The 15,430-nt window shown below is 75.2% G+C and carries 8 protein-coding genes and 2 pseudogenes; 4 read left to right on the top strand and 6 right to left on the bottom strand.

All coding sequences use genetic code 11. The features are described 5' to 3' along the window. The first annotated feature begins 25 nt into the window (after positions 1-25). Positions 26-2,323, top strand: a complete 2,298-nt coding sequence (gene secD / locus ACIQFX_RS20090) for a protein translocase subunit SecD (protein ID WP_402464917.1) — start codon at positions 26-28, stop codon at positions 2,321-2,323. 106 nt (positions 2,324-2,429) lie between these two features. On the opposite strand, the gene mgt is transcribed toward secD, so the two are convergent. Next, positions 2,430-3,662 (bottom strand): macrolide-inactivating glycosyltransferase, encoded by a 1,233-nt coding sequence (gene mgt / locus ACIQFX_RS20085; RefSeq protein WP_402464914.1) that lies wholly within the window; start codon positions 3,660-3,662, stop codon positions 2,430-2,432. Positions 3,663-3,781: 119 nt separating this feature from the next. Further along, positions 3,782-3,925: pseudogene (locus tag ACIQFX_RS20080) on the bottom strand (carbohydrate-binding protein); the annotation flags it as partial. 87 nt (positions 3,926-4,012) lie between these two features. Between ACIQFX_RS20080 and ACIQFX_RS20075 the strand changes: the two are divergent. The 3 genes from ACIQFX_RS20075 (at position 4,013) to ACIQFX_RS20065 (ending at position 9,196) form a co-directional block, all read left to right on the top strand. After that, the gene (locus tag ACIQFX_RS20075) at positions 4,013-4,804 is read left to right on the top strand and encodes an NPP1 family protein (RefSeq protein WP_402464911.1); all 792 of its coding nucleotides are present in this window, start codon (positions 4,013-4,015) and stop codon (positions 4,802-4,804) included. Positions 4,805-4,888: 84 nt separating this feature from the next. Continuing rightward, positions 4,889-6,928, top strand: coding sequence for an NAD-binding lipoprotein (locus ACIQFX_RS20070; protein ID WP_402464908.1), 2,040 nt, complete (start codon positions 4,889-4,891; stop codon positions 6,926-6,928). Between the two features lie 168 nt (positions 6,929-7,096). Beyond that, positions 7,097-9,196, top strand: a complete 2,100-nt coding sequence (locus tag ACIQFX_RS20065) for a pectinesterase family protein (RefSeq protein WP_402464903.1) — start codon at positions 7,097-7,099, stop codon at positions 9,194-9,196. Between the two features lie 32 nt (positions 9,197-9,228). On the opposite strand, the gene ACIQFX_RS20060 is transcribed toward ACIQFX_RS20065, so the two are convergent. From ACIQFX_RS20060 to ACIQFX_RS20045, 4 genes and pseudogenes are all read right to left on the bottom strand, one after another. Beyond that, the gene (locus ACIQFX_RS20060) at positions 9,229-9,996 is read right to left on the bottom strand and encodes a class I SAM-dependent methyltransferase (RefSeq protein ID WP_402464901.1); all 768 of its coding nucleotides are present in this window, start codon (positions 9,994-9,996) and stop codon (positions 9,229-9,231) included. Between the two features lie 117 nt (positions 9,997-10,113). Next, the gene (locus tag ACIQFX_RS20055) at positions 10,114-12,891 is read right to left on the bottom strand and encodes a LuxR C-terminal-related transcriptional regulator (RefSeq protein WP_402464898.1); all 2,778 of its coding nucleotides are present in this window, start codon (positions 12,889-12,891) and stop codon (positions 10,114-10,116) included. Positions 12,892-12,990: 99 nt separating this feature from the next. Beyond that, positions 12,991-13,884 (bottom strand): alpha/beta hydrolase family protein, encoded by an 894-nt coding sequence (locus ACIQFX_RS20050; RefSeq protein ID WP_402464896.1) that lies wholly within the window; start codon positions 13,882-13,884, stop codon positions 12,991-12,993. Between the two features lie 194 nt (positions 13,885-14,078). After that, positions 14,079-15,367 (bottom strand): annotated as a pseudogene (locus tag ACIQFX_RS20045) (Na+/H+ antiporter NhaA); the annotation flags it as partial. Positions 15,368-15,430 lie beyond the last annotated feature (63 nt).

The raw sequence follows: 15,430 nt of genomic DNA, 5'->3' as shown, positions 1-15,430 counted from the left end.
TCCGTGCGCTGCCTGTGGAGTACCCATGCCAGCTCGTTCCGCGCTCCGGCGCGCGCTCCTCGCGTGCGCCGTCGTCGCGCTCGCCCTGTGGATCGCCCTGACCACCTCGCCCCGCCTAGGACTCGACCTCCGCGGCGGGACGCGCATCGTCCTCGAGACCGAGGACGGACCCACGACCCGCGCCGACGCCGCGGCCACCGACCGTGCCCTGGAGGTGCTCCGCAAGCGTGTCGACGGCCTCGGTGTCGCGGAGCCCTCGCTCGCCCGTGCCGGTGAGCGGCGGATCGTCGTCGAACTGCCCGGCCTCCGCGATCCGCAGCGGGCGGCCGAGGTGATCGGCCGGACGGCGCAGCTCACCTTCCACGCGGTCACCGGCGAGGCCCGGGGGCCGGCCGGTCCCGCCGGCGCGGCCGGGACGCGCGTCCTGGCCGACCCGGACGCGCCGGGCCGCTTCCTCGCCCTGGCCGCACCCGCCCTCTCCGGCGACGGCGTCGAGAGCGCCGAGGCCGTGCTCGACACGACCGGCGGCCGCGGGTGGACGGTCGACCTGTCCTTCCGCGACCGCGCCGCGGGCGGCTGGGCGCGGCTGACCGGCGAGGCGGCCTGCGCGGGACCCGCGGACCCGGCGCGCCGGGTCGCGATCGTGCTCGACGACCGGATCGTCTCCGCTCCGGCCATGCAGGCCGGTGTCCCCTGCGGGTCGGGCATCGGGGGCGGCTCCGCGCAGATCACCGGGGGGTTCTCGGCGGGGGAGGCGCGTGACCTCGCGGCGCTCGTCCAGGGCGGCGCGCTGCCCGTGCCGGTGACGACGGTCGAGCAGAGCACCGTGGGACCGACGCTGGGCGCCGAGGCGATCAGGGCCAGCGCGCTGGCGGCGGCGATCGGCCTGGCTTGCACCGGACTCTTCGTCATCGTCGTCTACCGCCTCCTGGGGGTGCTCGCCACCGCCGCCCTCCTGCTGTACGGGCTCATCTCGTACGCCGCGGTGGTCGCCCTGGGCGCCACCCTCACCCTGCCCGGGCTCGCCGGGTTCGTCCTGGCCGTCGGGATCGCCGTGGACGCCAACGTGCTGGTCTTCGAACGGGCCAGGGAGGAGTACGCGGCCCTGGGCCGGGCCGCCGGACGCGATCTGCGGCGGCCGGTGACGGCGGCGTTCGGCAAGGTGTGGAGCGCGGTCGCCGACTCCCACGTCACGACCCTGCTCGCGGCCGGCCTGCTGTTCGCCTTCGCCACGGGCCCGGTCAAGGGCTTCGGGGTGACGCTGGCGATCGGCGTCGCCACCTCGGTCCTCACCGCGATGGTGATCACCCGGCTGCTCGCCGACGTCGCCCTGCGCGTTCCGGCGGTGCGCCGCCGTCCGGCGCTGACCGGCATCGCGTCGCTCGGCCGGCTGCGGACGCGGCTGGCCCGCCGGGCCCCCCGCGTGACGGCGTACCGGCGCCGCTGGCTCACCGGCTGCGTGGGGCTCCTCCTCGTGGCGCTGGCCGGGATCGGCGTCCGGGGCGTGGAGTTCGGCGTGGAGTTCACCGGCGGCCGGGTCGTGCGGTACGCGGCGGAGCGCCCGGTCGACGCCGACGAGGCCCGCGAGGCGATCGCCGCGGCCGGCTTCCCGGACGCCGTCGTCCAGACGGCCGGTGACGGCGGCGCCGACGTGTCGGTCCGGGTCCGTGAGACCGGCGACGGCGAGCAGCGGGAGATCCGCGAGGCGCTCACCGGGGTCGCGGGCCCGGTCTCCGTGGAGCGCGACGACCTGATCGGACCGAGCCTCGGCGGCGAGCTGCGCACCCATGCCCTGCTCGCCCTCGGGCTGGCCGTGGCCGCCCAACTCCTCTATCTGACCGTGCGGTTCCGCTGGACGTACGCGACGGCGGCGGTGGCCGCGATGACCCAGGACGTGCTGCTCGTCGTCGGCCTCTTCGCCTGGCTGGGCAAGCCGTTCGACAGCGTCTTCCTGGCCGCGCTGCTGACCGTCGTGGGCTACTCCGTCAACGACTCGGTCGTCGTCCTCGACCGGCTGCGGGAGCTGCGCCGCCGAGGCGGCGGTGTTCCGCTGGCGGACCTCGCCGACCGGGCCGTCGCTCAGACCCTGCCCCGTACGGTCAACACCGGCATGGGGGCGCTCTTCGTCCTCGTGGCGCTGGCGGTCCTGGGCGGCGACTCGCTCACCGACTTCTCCGTCGCGCTCCTCGCGGGCGTCGTCCTGGGCATGGCCTCCACCGTGTTCACGGCCCTGCCGCTGGCGGTGGTCCTGGAGGGACGGCACCCGGCGCCCAAGCCCGCACCCACGGCCGTGCCCCGGCGGCGGGCGGGTGCCGTGGTCTGACCCCGCCCCTCGGCGGCCCGTCCCTCCGCCCGGAGCGACGGGCCGCCTGCCCGGGGACGGCGGTACGGGAGCGTCCCGTAGCAGGCCGGCCGACCAGGGTGCGACCCTACGCGCGGGCCGGCCGGTCCGCCGCCCGGCGCGGGAGTCCGGCGAGTTCCGCCTCGACGAGGTCGGCGGCGCGGCGCGTGCCGCCCTCGCGGGTCATCGATTCCTGGATCTCCCCTGCGCGGCGGGCCACTTCGGGGTCGTCGGCCAGGGCGAGCACGGCCTCGCGCAGGCGCTCCGGGGTGACCTCCTCCATCGGCAGGTGACGGGCGACGCCCAGCGACTCCAGCACGGCGGCGTTCCCGAACTGGTCGACGGCCTGGGGCACGGCGACCATCGGGGTGGCGGTGGCGAGGCCTTCCTGGCTCCCGCCCGCGCCCGCGTGCGTGACGAACGCGTCGGCCTCGCGGAGGATCGCGAGCTGGGGAACCCAGGCGTGCGCCTCGACGTGGGCGGGCAGGTCGCCGAGTTCGGCCGGGTCGACGAACTTCCCGATCTGCAGGACGACATGCCAGTCGGGAAGGTCGCGGAACGCCTCCACGCAGTCCCGGTAGAAGCCGGGCTGCTTGGTGAAGGAGGACCCCAGGGAGACGAGGAGCACCTTCCGGGCGCCTTCGGGCCGCCGCCACCCGCCCTGCTCGGCGCGGGCGCCCTGGCAGGCGCCGACGAACGTGTACACGGACTCGTCCACCCGGTCGGCGTGGGGCTGGAGCGCCTTCGGGATGAGCACGACCGCACGGCGCGGCCGCGCCACGAACCGGTCGGGCTCCGTGTCGATCCCGTGGCCGGCGAGCCACTCCTCGAAGCGCGCGTAGTACGCCTTGCCGCGCTCCGACGCCTTGAGCTCGGCGTACATGGGCTCGGCGACCTCCTCCTCGTATCCCTCCCACGGCACCAGGTTGGGCCACAGGGACAGCGCGGGCACGCCCCATCCGTGGGCGAGCACGGGCGCCGGGTACGAGGTGATGTCGTGCAGGACGAGGTCGGGCCGGTCCTCCTCGAAGGCCTTCGCGAGCTGCGGCAGCGCCTGCACCGCGTCGGCCAGGAAGGGTTCGATGTTGTCGATGAGTTCCGTGCCCCAGGCGTCCGGGTCGTCGTCGGTCGGCAGGACGGACCCGTAGACGACGGGGGTGGCTCCGGTCGCGGCGACCTTCTCGGCGAAGGAGGCGGGGACGGCGTAGCTGACCCGGTGGCCGCGCGCGACGAGCTCGCGGATGACCTCCAGGCTGGGGTTCACGTGTCCGTGGGCGGCGATGGAGAACATGGCGATGTGCGCGGGGGAGGTGGTGGTCATGACGCCACCTTAAGCGAGACGAACCGTATCGTCTAGTCGATTCGGTCGCCGAACGCCGAAGGGGTGCGCCCGACGGGATCCGTCGGGCACGCCCCTGGCCGGGCGGGGGCGGGGGGTCGGCAGGCGCCGAGGTCCTGCCGGACGCCCCACTGGCCGGTGGTGCCGGGCTCTTCGCCGGTCGTCCACCACTTGGCCTTCCAGGCGCGGCCCTTGGGGGAGACCTGCCGGCCGCCGGTGTGGACGGCGGTGCCGGCCCAGGGGGCGCCGTGCATGTGATGCGCCGGGACTCCCGGTTTGGTCCGGTGAGCCACAGGTGTGAGCTGTCCATGCCAACATGGGCTGCCCGCACCATGCCTCCGACCCAAGGGGACGTAGTGAAGACACCGGCGTACGTCACCAGGGGCGCCCTCGCCCTCACCGGCGCCCTCGCCCTGCTCATCGCCCTGCCGAACAGCGCCCTCGCAGCCCCGCCCACCGCCCTGCCCGCCAACGCCGACGGCCTGGAACAGACCTTCCAACCGGCCTTCGACTACGACACGGACGGCTGCTACCCCACCCCCGCCATCGGCCCCGACGGCACCCTCAACGGCGGCCTCAACCCGTCGGGCGCCCTCAACGGCCAGTGCCGCGACTCCTGGGACCTCACCAACACCAACGGCTACGCGCGCTACAAGTGCAACAACGGCTGGTGCGCGATCCTCTACGGCCTCTACTTCGAGAAGGACCAGGCCGTACCCGGCAGCAGCCTCGGCGGCCACCGCCATGACTGGGAACACGTCGTCGTCTGGGTCCGGGACAACCAGGCCCAGTACGTCTCCACCTCGGCCCACGGCGACTTCGTCACCAACGCCCGCGACCGCATCCGCTGGGACGGCACCCACCCCAAGGTCGTCTACCACAAGGACGGCATCGGAACCCACTGCTTCCGCCCCGCCAACACCAACGACGAACCGCCCGAGAACCACCAGCACACCTGGCAGTTCCCGAGCCTCGTCGGCTGGAACGGCTACCCCGCAGGCCTCCGCGACAAGCTCAGCCGGGCCGACTTCGGCAGCGCCCACTTCGGCCTCAAGGACGCCAACTTCGCCGCCCACCTCGCCAAGGCCAAACCGGCCGGGATCACCTTCGACCCGTACGCCTGACCAGCACCCCGGACACTGATCACGAAGGGATGAACCTGCGGCGATGGCGCCCCGCCGGCCACGGCCGGGCGCCACGCTGCTGACGTGCGCACAGAAGGCAGCAAGGTGGTTCCACAGCAGCGGAACCACGCACCGGGATCCGACACGGGCAGGACCGTCACACCACCCGCACCCCCCGGACGGCCCCCGTCCCGGACCGGCACCACCGAGGCACGCCTCCGCCACTGGTTCGACACCACCGAGGCGCGTCTCCGCTACTGGTTCGACACCGTCCTGACCCGCGGGACACCCGCGCTCGTCGGCTGGCTGGCCCTCGCCTGCCTGCTGCTCGTCGTCCCCGTCAGCGCCCTGCTGGTGTGGACCGACGACCGCGCCCCCGCCTCCCTGGGCTCCCGCATCGCGGCGGTCTGGCGGAGCACCGGACAGACCCTCCGACTCGGCGGCGAGGTCGGCCCGCCGCTGCGCGTCGCCCTCTCCGTCCTCCTCGCCCTCATCGCCCTCCTCTACGTCTCCACCCTCGTCAGCCTCATCACCACCGGCATCACCGACAAGCTCATCGCCCTCAACCGGGGCCACTCCACCGTCCTGGAACGCGGACACACCGTCGTGCTCGGCTGGTCCGAGCAGATCCCCACCGTCGTCGCCGAACTCGTCACCGCCCGGGCCGCCGCCGCCCGGCGCGGCCGGAGCGTCGTCACCGTCCTCGCCGACCGGGTCAAGACCGCGATGGAGGACGAACTCCGCGCCGCCGTCGGCACCACGGGCCGCACCCGGGTCATCGTCCGCACCGGCCGGCCCGCCGACCCCACCGCGCTCGCCCGGGTGAGCCCGACCGCCGCGGAGTCCGTACTCGTCCTGCCCCGGGACAGCCCCCGCGACGACGCCGAGACCGTGAAGACCCTGCTGTCCCTCACCGCCGCCGCCGGGGACGAACACCCGGTCCGCGTCATCGCCGCCGTACGGGGCGACCGCCACCTCGCCGCCGCCCGCCTCGCCGGCGGACCCCGGGCCACCGTCCTGCACACCGACGACATCGCCGCCCGGCTCCTCGTCCAGTACGCGCGCACCCCCGGACTCTCCCCCGTCCACCGGGAACTGCTCGACTTCGCCGGCCACGAGTTCCACACCCTGCCCGCACCCGGCCCGGCCGGCCTGACGTTCAAGAAGGCCTCCGCCCGCTGCCCGGAGTCATGCGGGGTCGGCCTGGTCCGCGGCGACGGAACCGTCCTCCTCAACCCGCCCGCCGACACCCCGCTCGACCCCGGCGACCGCCTCCTCGTCGTCGCCGAGGACACCGACACGACCCACCCCGCCGACCCTCCGGTGCCCTACGACCCGACCGCCGTCGCCACACCCCCGCCCCCGGCACCCGCCCCACCCGAGCGCTACCTCCTCCTCGGCTGGAACCGCCGCGCGCCCCGCATCGCCCACCGACTGGCACGGGCCACACCGCCGGGCTCCACCCTCGACGTCGTCGCCGAACCCACCGCGACGACCCTCACCGCCGTCCGCACCGCCACCGAAGCCGTCGGCCACCGCCTCCCGCTCCGCCACCACCGGGGCGACCCCAGCCGCCCCGAGACCACGGCGGCAGGGGACCTCACCGGCTACGACGCCGTCATCGTCCTCGGCCCCGACCGCCGCCGAGGCCGCGACGACCCGGACGACCACACCCTCGTCACCCTCCTCCACTTACGGGAACTGCAGCGCCACAGCGCGCACCCCGTCCCCGTCGTCGCCGAACTCACCGACGACCGCAGCCATTTCATCGCCCCCCGCACCGCGGCGACCGACTTCCTCGTCAGCGGCAGGACCATCGGCCTCCTCATGACCCAGATCTCCCAGAACCCCCACTTGGCCGCCGTCTTCCAGGAGCTCTTCGCCGCCGACGGCAACTCCCTCCACCTCCGCCCCGCCGACCGCTACGTCGCCACCGGCCGCCCCACCTCCTTCGCCACCGTCGTCGAATCCGCCGCCCGCCAAGGCGCCACCGCCATCGGCTACCGCTCCCACCGCCACGCCACGACCGCCCCCCACCACGGCGTACGCCTCAACCCCCCGAAGGCCCACGTACGCCACTGGGACCCCGCCGACCAGGTCGTCGTCATCGCCCCGGACGACTGACCGGGGGCGGGGCGTACGGGTCCGGCACCGGTCGGGAACCTGCCACGGAGCCGATCACGGAACCGACCACGAGGGGGCGGCAACCTTTCCCGTCACGGCGGCGACTCACTCACCGGCCGCCCCTCCGGGGCAGAGCCGCACCCCCCCCACGGACGGAAGGACCACGAAGTGAGCGAGACCCGCGGCAGGGCGAGGCACAGGCGGCGCGGAAGAGCGTGGGCGATCGGAACCCCGGCGGCCCTCGCGGCGGCCGGACTGCTGGCGTACGGCGCGGCCTTCGGAGCGTTCGGCGAGGGCGCGGGCCCCCGGGCCACGGCCGCCGACGCGCCGGCGTGGGCGCGGGCCGCCGCCGACGGGTTCGCCTCGGTGAACGCCCTCGGGCAGAACGGGACGTACGGAGGGCGGGACGGGGCGACGGTCACCGTGCGGACCCTCGCCGACCTGGAGAAGTACGCCACCGCGGCGGAGCCGTACGTCATCGTCGTCGCCGGGACGATCACGATGAACCCCGTCGGCAGGGAGATCAAGGTCGCCTCCGACAAGACGATCGTCGGCTCGGGCACCGCCGGCCACCTCGTGGGCGGGGGATTCTTCCTCGGCCCCGGCGTCCACAACGTCATCATCCGGAACCTGACGATCCGTGATGCGTACCAGGGCGTCTGGAACGACAAGGAGCACGACTTCGACGCCGTGCAGATGGACGGCGCGCACCACGTGTGGATCGACCACAACGACCTGCGGAACATGGCCGACGGCCTCATCGACAGCCGCAAGGACACGACGTACGTCACCGTGTCCTGGAACAGGCTGAGCAGCAACAACAAGACCTTCGGGATCGGTTGGACCGAGAACGTCACGGCCGACCTCACCCTCCACCACAACTGGTTCCGGGAGACCGGGCAGCGCAACCCGTCGGCCGACAACGCCGCCCACGCGCACCTCTACAACAACCTCCTCCAGGACGACGCCGGCACGGCGATCGCCTCGGCCTACGGCAACTACGCCCGCGGGAGGACCCGGATGCTGCTGGAGAACAGCTACTTCCAGGGCGTGAACAACCCGGTGATCAAGGACGCGACGGCCGGCCTCGTCCAGCGCGGCAACCTCTTCTCCGGCACCACCGGCCGCAACGAGAGCGGCGGCACCGCCTTCGACCCGAGGACCTTCTACCCTTACACCGCCGACCCGGCGGCCGACGTTCCCGCGCTGGTCAAGTCCGGTGCGGGACCCCGTACCTCCCTCGGCACCACGGCGAAGGCACCGGCGGCGACCACGCCTGCGGCGACGACCACGGCGGCGGCCGCCGCGACCACCACCCTGACCGTCGCCAAGGACGGCAGCGGCCGCTTCACGAGCGTCCAGAAGGCCGTCGACGCCGTCCCGGCGGGCAACACCTCCCGGGTCGTGATCCGCGTCGCCCCCGGCATCTACCGCGAGACCGTGAAGGTCCCCGCGAACAAGCCCCACGTCACCATCGAGGGCACCGGAGGCAGCCGCAAGGACACCCTCATCGTCGAGGGCCACGCCTCGGGGACGCCCAGGCCCGACGGCTCGGGCACGTACGGCACCGGCGGCAGCGCCACCGTCGCGGTCGAGGCCGACGACTTCCAGGCCCGCAACCTCAGCATCTCCAACGACTTCGACGAAGCGGCCCATCAGACGCTGAACGGCCACCAGGCGGTCGCCCTCCGGACGGCCGGCGACCGGATCGTCCTCGACGGCCTCATCGTCAGCGGCGACCAGGACACCCTCCTCCTCGACACCGCCGCCCGCGACCGGATCGGCCGCGTGTACCTGACCAACTCCTACGTCATCGGCAACGTCGACTTCGTCTTCGGCCGCGCCACGGCCGTCATCGACCGCTCCGTCCTCACGCTCAAGAAGCGCTGGGACGGCACCTCTGCCGGCTACCTCACCGCACCGAGCACCGCCGCCGGCCGCAACGGCTTCCTCATCACCCGCTCCACCGTGAACGGTGACGTGGCCGCCCGCAGCTTCCACCTCGGCCGCCCCTGGCACGCCGGCGGCGACGCGACCCTCGACCCCCAGACCACCGTCCGCGACAGCGTCCTCGGCGCCGCCGTGAAGACCACGCCGTGGACGGACATGGGCGGCTTCTCCTGGAAGTCCGACCGCTTCGCCGAATACCGCAACACCGGCCCCGGCGCGGGCCCCGCCGGCGGCGACCGCCCCCACCTGACGGACGCTCAGGCCGCCGTCCAGGACACCGCGCACTGGCTCGGCGGCTGGACCCCGACGAACGGCTGACGGCCGCACACCACCTGACCCCGCCCCGGCGGCTAGGCGGGGGCGTCCGGCTTGCGCGCCTCGATCAGGGTCCGCGCGGAGTGGGCCACGAACGGCCCCTCCGCGCGGATCCGCGCGTCCAGCTCGCGCAGCCGGGGCAGCTCCCCCTCGACCGTGAACCCCGGCACGATCCAGACGACCTTGCGCAGGAACCAGACGACGGCGCCGATGTCGTGGAACTCCATCCGCAGCCGCTCGCTCCGCACGTCCGCGACGTCCAGACCGGCCGCACGCGCCCCCGCCGCCTCGGCGTCGGGACGCCGGGCCCGGGCCGCCTCGGGCTGCGGCCCGAGGAAGTGCTCGACGAGCTCCCACACGCTGGCCGGCCCGACGTGCTGGGCCAGGTACGTGCCGCCGGGCCGCAGCACCCGGGCGATCTCCGCCCACCACACGGTCACCGGGTGCCGGCTGGTGACGAGGTCGAAGGCGGCGTCCCCGAACGGCAGCGGCGGCCTGTCGGGATCGGCGACGACGACCACCCCCCGCGGGTGGAGCAGCCGGGTGGCCCGGGCGAGGTTCGGCGGCCACGCCTCCGTCGCCGCCATCGTCGGCGGCAGCACCGGGACCCCGCCCAGGACCTCCCCGCCGCCCGTCTGGAGGTCGAGACCGGCCGAAGCCCGCGCCAGCCGCTCGCCGAGCAGTCGCCGGTAGCCCCAGGAGGGCCGTTCCTCCGTCGCGCGTCCGTCGAGCCAGGAGAAGTCCCAGCCGTCGACCGACGCCTCGGAGGCTTCCGCGACGAGTTCTTCGAAGGAGCGTGTCATTCCCCGATCATCCGCCCGGGGGTCCCCGTCGGCGACCGATTTGAACGCGGCGCGGCGGGTGGGCGGCACGGCGGGCGCGGCGAGTGGGCGGCGCGGCGGGTGTCGCCCGTCGGCGGGCTACCTCCCGCCGGGCCCCGTCGCCCGCGCGTCCTCCTCCGCGTCCCACCCGCCCACCACGGCGGGCAGTTCGACCCGGGAGCGGATGCCGAGCCGGGCGAAGACGCCGCGGAGGTGGTGGTCGACGGTGCGGGGACTGAGCGAGAGGTGGTCGGCGACCTCCCGGTTGGTGGCGCCGCGCGCGACGAGGCGGGCGATGCGCTGCTGCTGGGGGGTGAGCGCGCACCGCCCGCCCGGGCCCGTGGCGCCGCCGGACGCACCGCCCGTCGCGCGCAGTTCGGAGCGGGCGTGCTCGGCCCAGCCTCCGGCCGCCGCCCGCTCGAAGGTGACGAGGGCGTCGCGCAGCGGACCGCGCGCGTCCCCCGGACGGCGGCGGCGCCTCAGCCACGTGCCGTAGGCGAGGAGGGTACGGGCCCGCTCGAAGTCGTTGCCGCACCCGTCGTGGCGGCGCACGGCCTCACCGAACCAGTACGCCGGCCCCTCGCCCTTCGCGAGCAGGGCCCGGCAGCGGGCCAGCTGGGCCGGCGCCGGGCCGTCGACGCCCAGGGCGGCCCACGCCGCGTACTCCTCGGCCGCCTCCAGGGCCTCCGCCCTCCGGCCCGCCGCGACGGCGGCCTCGACGAAGCACGGGACCGCCAGCATGCGCAGCGCGAAGTGGCCGCCACGGGGACCGGGCCGCACCAGCGGCACCAGCCGTGCGGCGGCCTGGTCGGCCAAACCCCGGCCCAACTCGGCCCGGGCCAGCGCCCACTCGGCGAGCGTCGACGCCTGCACCAGACCGTGCGGGCCCGCCGTCGCGAGCGCCCGCCCCGCGTGCTCGGCCACCGCGGGCCCGTCCCCCGCCACCGACGCCACCAGGGCCAGCACCGCGTGCTGATGCGCGGCCACATTGTGCTGCCCCGTCGCCTCCGCCGCCCGCAGCCCCTCCCGTGCCGTGCGCGCGGCCCGGCTGTACCGCCCGGCCCGCAGCTCGGCGTACGCGAGCTGCTCGAGCGCCCGCGGCAGCAGGCCCGTACGGCGCTCCGCCCTGGCCCGGGCCAGCGCCCGCGCGTGCACCCGCGCCGCCGCGGCGGTGTCCCCGAGGACCAGCGCCGCCGAACCGGCCCGCAGCAGCAGCCGCGGATCCTCCGCCGCGCCGTCCCGCGCGACCACCCGCGCCAGCGCCGTCCGCCCCTCGTCGAGCCGTACCGACAGCGCGGCGCTCAACCCGTCGGCGAAGTCCCGCTCCGTACCCCGCACGTCCTCCCCGCCGTCGAGGGCCTCCAGACACCCCGCCACGTCACCCCCCGCCCACGCCGCCTCCATCGCCAGGAACCGCGCGTCGGACGCCTCCACCGGCGCCCGCCCCCGCAACAGCTCCGCCGCCTGGAGCAGCGCCTCGTACGCGTCCCCCACCGGCCCTCCGGCCAGCGCCGCGAGCCCCCGCACCAACTGCGCGCGCCCCCGAACCAGCGGCGACAGCGCCCGCACGGCGGCGGACGCCCCCAGCCGGTCCACCCGATGGCCCTCGCCACGGGCGAGGGCAGGTCCCGGCGCGGAGCCGGACGCCGTGAGAGCCCGCCCCACGATCGCCCCGTCTGCCCCGTCTGCCCCGTCTGCCCCGTCTGCCCCGTCTGCCCCGTCGGCCGGCGGGCCGCCTGCCACGCCAGGCGTGGGACCGGCCGTCGAGGCCGCCGTACGCGCGACAGCGTCCTCCTCGCCCCGGCTCGGCCGGGTCGAGGCGAGCGCGGCGCGCCCGAGGAACGCGTCGTGGAAGCCGATCACCCCGCCCCTGCGGCACAGCAGCCCGTCCGCGACCAGCCCCTCCAGCGGCTCCACCGGCGTGCGCGTCCCACGGGCCCCGGAGGGGAGGGCCCCGGCATCCGCCCGGTACGCCCCCGCGTTCGACGCACCGACCCCGGCGCGGCCGACGAGGGTCAGCACGGCGACCGTGGCGAGCAGACGGCGGGAGGCCGACGGGAGACCGGCCAGAAGTCCTCCGTACACCTCGGAGAGGACGTCGTCGTCGACGGCGGGCAGCGGCAGGGGTACCGCTCCCGCGAGCTGAGCGGGGGTCAGGCGCCGGACCGTCGCGGCGAGGAGGCCCGGATGCCCGGCCGCCTCGTCGACCAACCGCTCCTCGACCGCCGCCGCCGCACCGCCCTCCGGGCACAGGTCACGCAGCAGGGCCCGCGCACCGGCCGCGGTCAGCCTGCCCAGCCGTACGGTCTCCGCCCCCGGCGCGTCCGGGAGCCGGTGGTGCCGGGCCGCCGACACGAGCCATCCCACCGGGGAGTGCGGACCCGGCCCGCGTCCACCGGTCTCCCGCCAGGTCGCGGCGAGCGCGGCCCGGGAATGCGCGTCCCAGAGGTGGAGGTCGTCGACGCAGACCAGTACGGGGCCGGGCCCACCGGCGGGGGAGCGGCCGAAGGCGGTGCCCTCCGCGTCCGCCTCGGCCACGAGGGTCCCCAAGGCCCGGCCGAGTCCGCCCTCGTCCCGCGCCCGGCGGAGTGCCCGGCGTCCGGCCGCCGGGGTGGGTGCGAGGGCCGCGAACAGCGCGCGGGCCGCGCCCCACGGCCCCCGGTGCGGGGGCGCGGAGACCCGGTACGCGGGGCCGGGGAAGGTGCGGGCCGCGTGGGCGAGGAGGGCGGTGCGCCCCTCGCCGGGGCTTCCGGTGACGAACAGGACGGCGCGGGATCCGGCGGCGGCACGGGCCGACAGGCGCGCCACGGCAGCGAGTTCGGCCGTACGGTCGTGGAGCCGCGGGCCGGGGGCGGCGGCTGGTGTCGATCCGCTCACGGCGGTCAGGTTACCGACCCGTAGGGGGCGGCGGAAGGTTCCCGGTCCTGGGCAGTGGCCCAGAACCGGGAACTGGGCCCTGTGACGCCGCACAGAGCGTCAGGAGCCGTGCGGGCAGGTGCCCCGGTACTCCTCGATCGTGAGGCTCGGCCGCGGCAGCGGGCAGAGGAACTGCTCGTAGCGGGTGTCGTCGTCGATGAAGCGCTTCAGCCACGAGAGGCTGTACTTCGCGATCGTCGTGTCGGACGAGTTCGGGGTGAAGTGCGTGGCGCCGTTGAGCTCCAGGTACGCCTTGTCCAACGTGCCGGGGAGGCTCTCGTAGAAGGGCTCGGAGTGGGTGGCGACGGGCGCGATCGTGTCGCCGTCGGCACCGATGACGAGCGTGGGCGTGGTGATCTCGGGCCAGGTCTTGTCCGTGTTCCACGGGGTGAGCGGGACGGCGGCCTTGAGCGACGGCCGGCTCTTGGCCGCTTCGAGGGTCCCGCCGCCGCCCATCGAGTGCCCCATCACACCGAGCCGGGTCGCGTCGACCCGCCCCCGCACGGAGCTCCGCTGGGTCAGGTAGTCGAGCGCGGACAGGAGTTGCCGCCCGCGGCTGTCGGGCTGGTCGAGCGTCGTCAGCGTGTCGATGGTGAACACCACGAAGCCCTGCGAGGCGAGCCGCGGCCCGAGCCACGCCATCGACGACTGGTACGCGGTGAACCCCGGCGCGATCACCACCGCCCCGAACGTGCCGTCGCTCGTCGACGTCGGGTAGTAGATCGTGCCCCCGCCGAACCCGCTGACGGCCAACGACGAGACGCTCGTCTCGCCGACCGCGTACGAGCCCCGCAGCGCCTCGGTGCTCGCGTCGGTCGGCGCGGGTCCGCGCTCGTACGGATTCCCCGCGGCCCCGGAAACGCCCGCAGGAGCCGTCTCGGCGGCCTGGGCGCCGGGTGCGAGCAGCAGGGTCAGACAGGCAGCGGCCACGGCCGCGCCGATGTGTCGTGTCACGACGGAGTCGTCCTCTCGTGTCGTGGGCGGCCCTTGCCCCGACCTCGGACACCGGGCCGCACCGTGAACTGGCCCGGCCACTGTCCGGGCAGGACGGCACGAGGGCATCGGCAGAACCACCGGCGTTCGCGTGGGCTCGTCGCGTCGCGGCGCTCGGTGCGGCCCGGGGTCCGCAGCGACCGGGAGCCCTGCGGTCAGACCGACGCCTCGGCGCGTTCGCGGGCGGTGCGCACGGCGGCGGACAGGGTCGCGACGTCGTAGGCACCCTGGTGCAGACGGCCGTTGACGAAGAACGTGGGCGTGCCGGCCACGCTGCTCAGATCGGCGGACTCGACGTCCTCGGCGACCCGGGCGGCACCGAGCAGGGCATGGACGTGGACGTCGGCCGGCGGCAGGTGGCGCCACACGTACCGCACGTCCCCGAAGTCGGCGAGGAGCTCCCGGACCACCGCCTCGGCCTTCCCGCAATGGGTGCACTCGTAGTCGCCGTACTCCACCACTGTCACCGCCGCGTGCCGGGGCCCGCGCAGGTGGTCGCGGTCGGGGTCGACGGGCACGGCGAGGTCGGTGATCGTCTCCGCCCTGCCGAACAGGGCCCGCCGTCGCCGACCGGGCGGCAGCGTGCCGATCACGGCGGTGACGACCACGAGGTCGCCAGGGAGACGAGCAGCGTGCTGAGGACGCCGATCTTGGCCTCGTCCAGCCGCGGACCGTCGAGGGCGAGCGACGCGATGAGCAGCGACACCGTGAACCCGCCCCCGGACAGCGTGCCGCCGGCGACCGCGGAGCCCCAGCCGACGGGCAGGCGGACCCGCCCGCGGGAGGCGAGGGTGACCAGCGCGGCGCCGCCGACGATGCCGAGCGGCTTCCCCACGGCGTACGAGAGGAGGACGCCCACGGTGACCGGTGAGGTGAAGGCGTCGGCCAGCCGCGCGCCGCTCACCTCGATGCCCGCGTTGGCCAGGGCGAACAGCGGGACGATCACATAGCTCGTCCAGGGGTGGTACACCCGCTGAAGACGGTCGTTCGGCGATACGGCGGAGGCGATGCCGGCCCGCACGCTCCGCTCGGACTCGGGCGTCGGCTGCTCCCGGAACCGCAGGAACGGACCGGTGGCGTGCTCCAGGTCGGCCCGCGTGGCCGGCGACGCCGAGGTGAGCAGACCGAGGGCGAGGCCGATCACCACCGGCTCCACCCCGGATTCGAGCAGCGCGAGCCATCCGACGACGCCCAGCACCGCGTCCCCGGCGCCGTACCGCACGCCGAGCCTCCGCAGGAGCACGAGAACGGCCAGGGTGCCGACGGCGGCGAGCAGCGCCGGCACCGCGACGCCGTCGCTGTAGGCGAACGCGATGACCCCCAGGGAGAAGAAGTCGTCCACGACGGTGATCGCGAGGGTGAACATGCGCAGCGCCGGTGGCGGACGACTCCCGACGGCGGCCAGCAGGACCGTGGTGCTGCCGGTCTCGGTCCGCAGGAAGGCGCGCAGCGGCGCGTTCCCGCTGCACGCGGTCCGCCCGGTGTGATCGGTGGCCTCCAAGGGCAT

The organism is Streptomyces sp. NPDC093089 (genome assembly GCF_044754405.1).
Lineage (GTDB): Bacteria > Actinomycetota > Actinomycetes > Streptomycetales > Streptomycetaceae > Streptomyces.
This window is presented reverse-complemented; position numbering and strand designations above follow the sequence as displayed.

Coding starts and splice junctions, on each gene's coding strand:
- secD (WP_402464917.1), top strand. CDS start 26: ATGCCAGCTCGTTCCGCGCTCCGGCGCGCGCTCCTCGCGTGCGCCGTC.
- ACIQFX_RS20060 (WP_402464901.1), bottom strand. CDS start 9,996: ATGACACGCTCCTTCGAAGAACTCGTCGCGGAAGCCTCCGAGGCGTCG.
- mgt (WP_402464914.1), bottom strand. CDS start 3,662: ATGACCACCACCTCCCCCGCGCACATCGCCATGTTCTCCATCGCCGCC.
- ACIQFX_RS20075 (WP_402464911.1), top strand. CDS start 4,013: ATGCCTCCGACCCAAGGGGACGTAGTGAAGACACCGGCGTACGTCACC.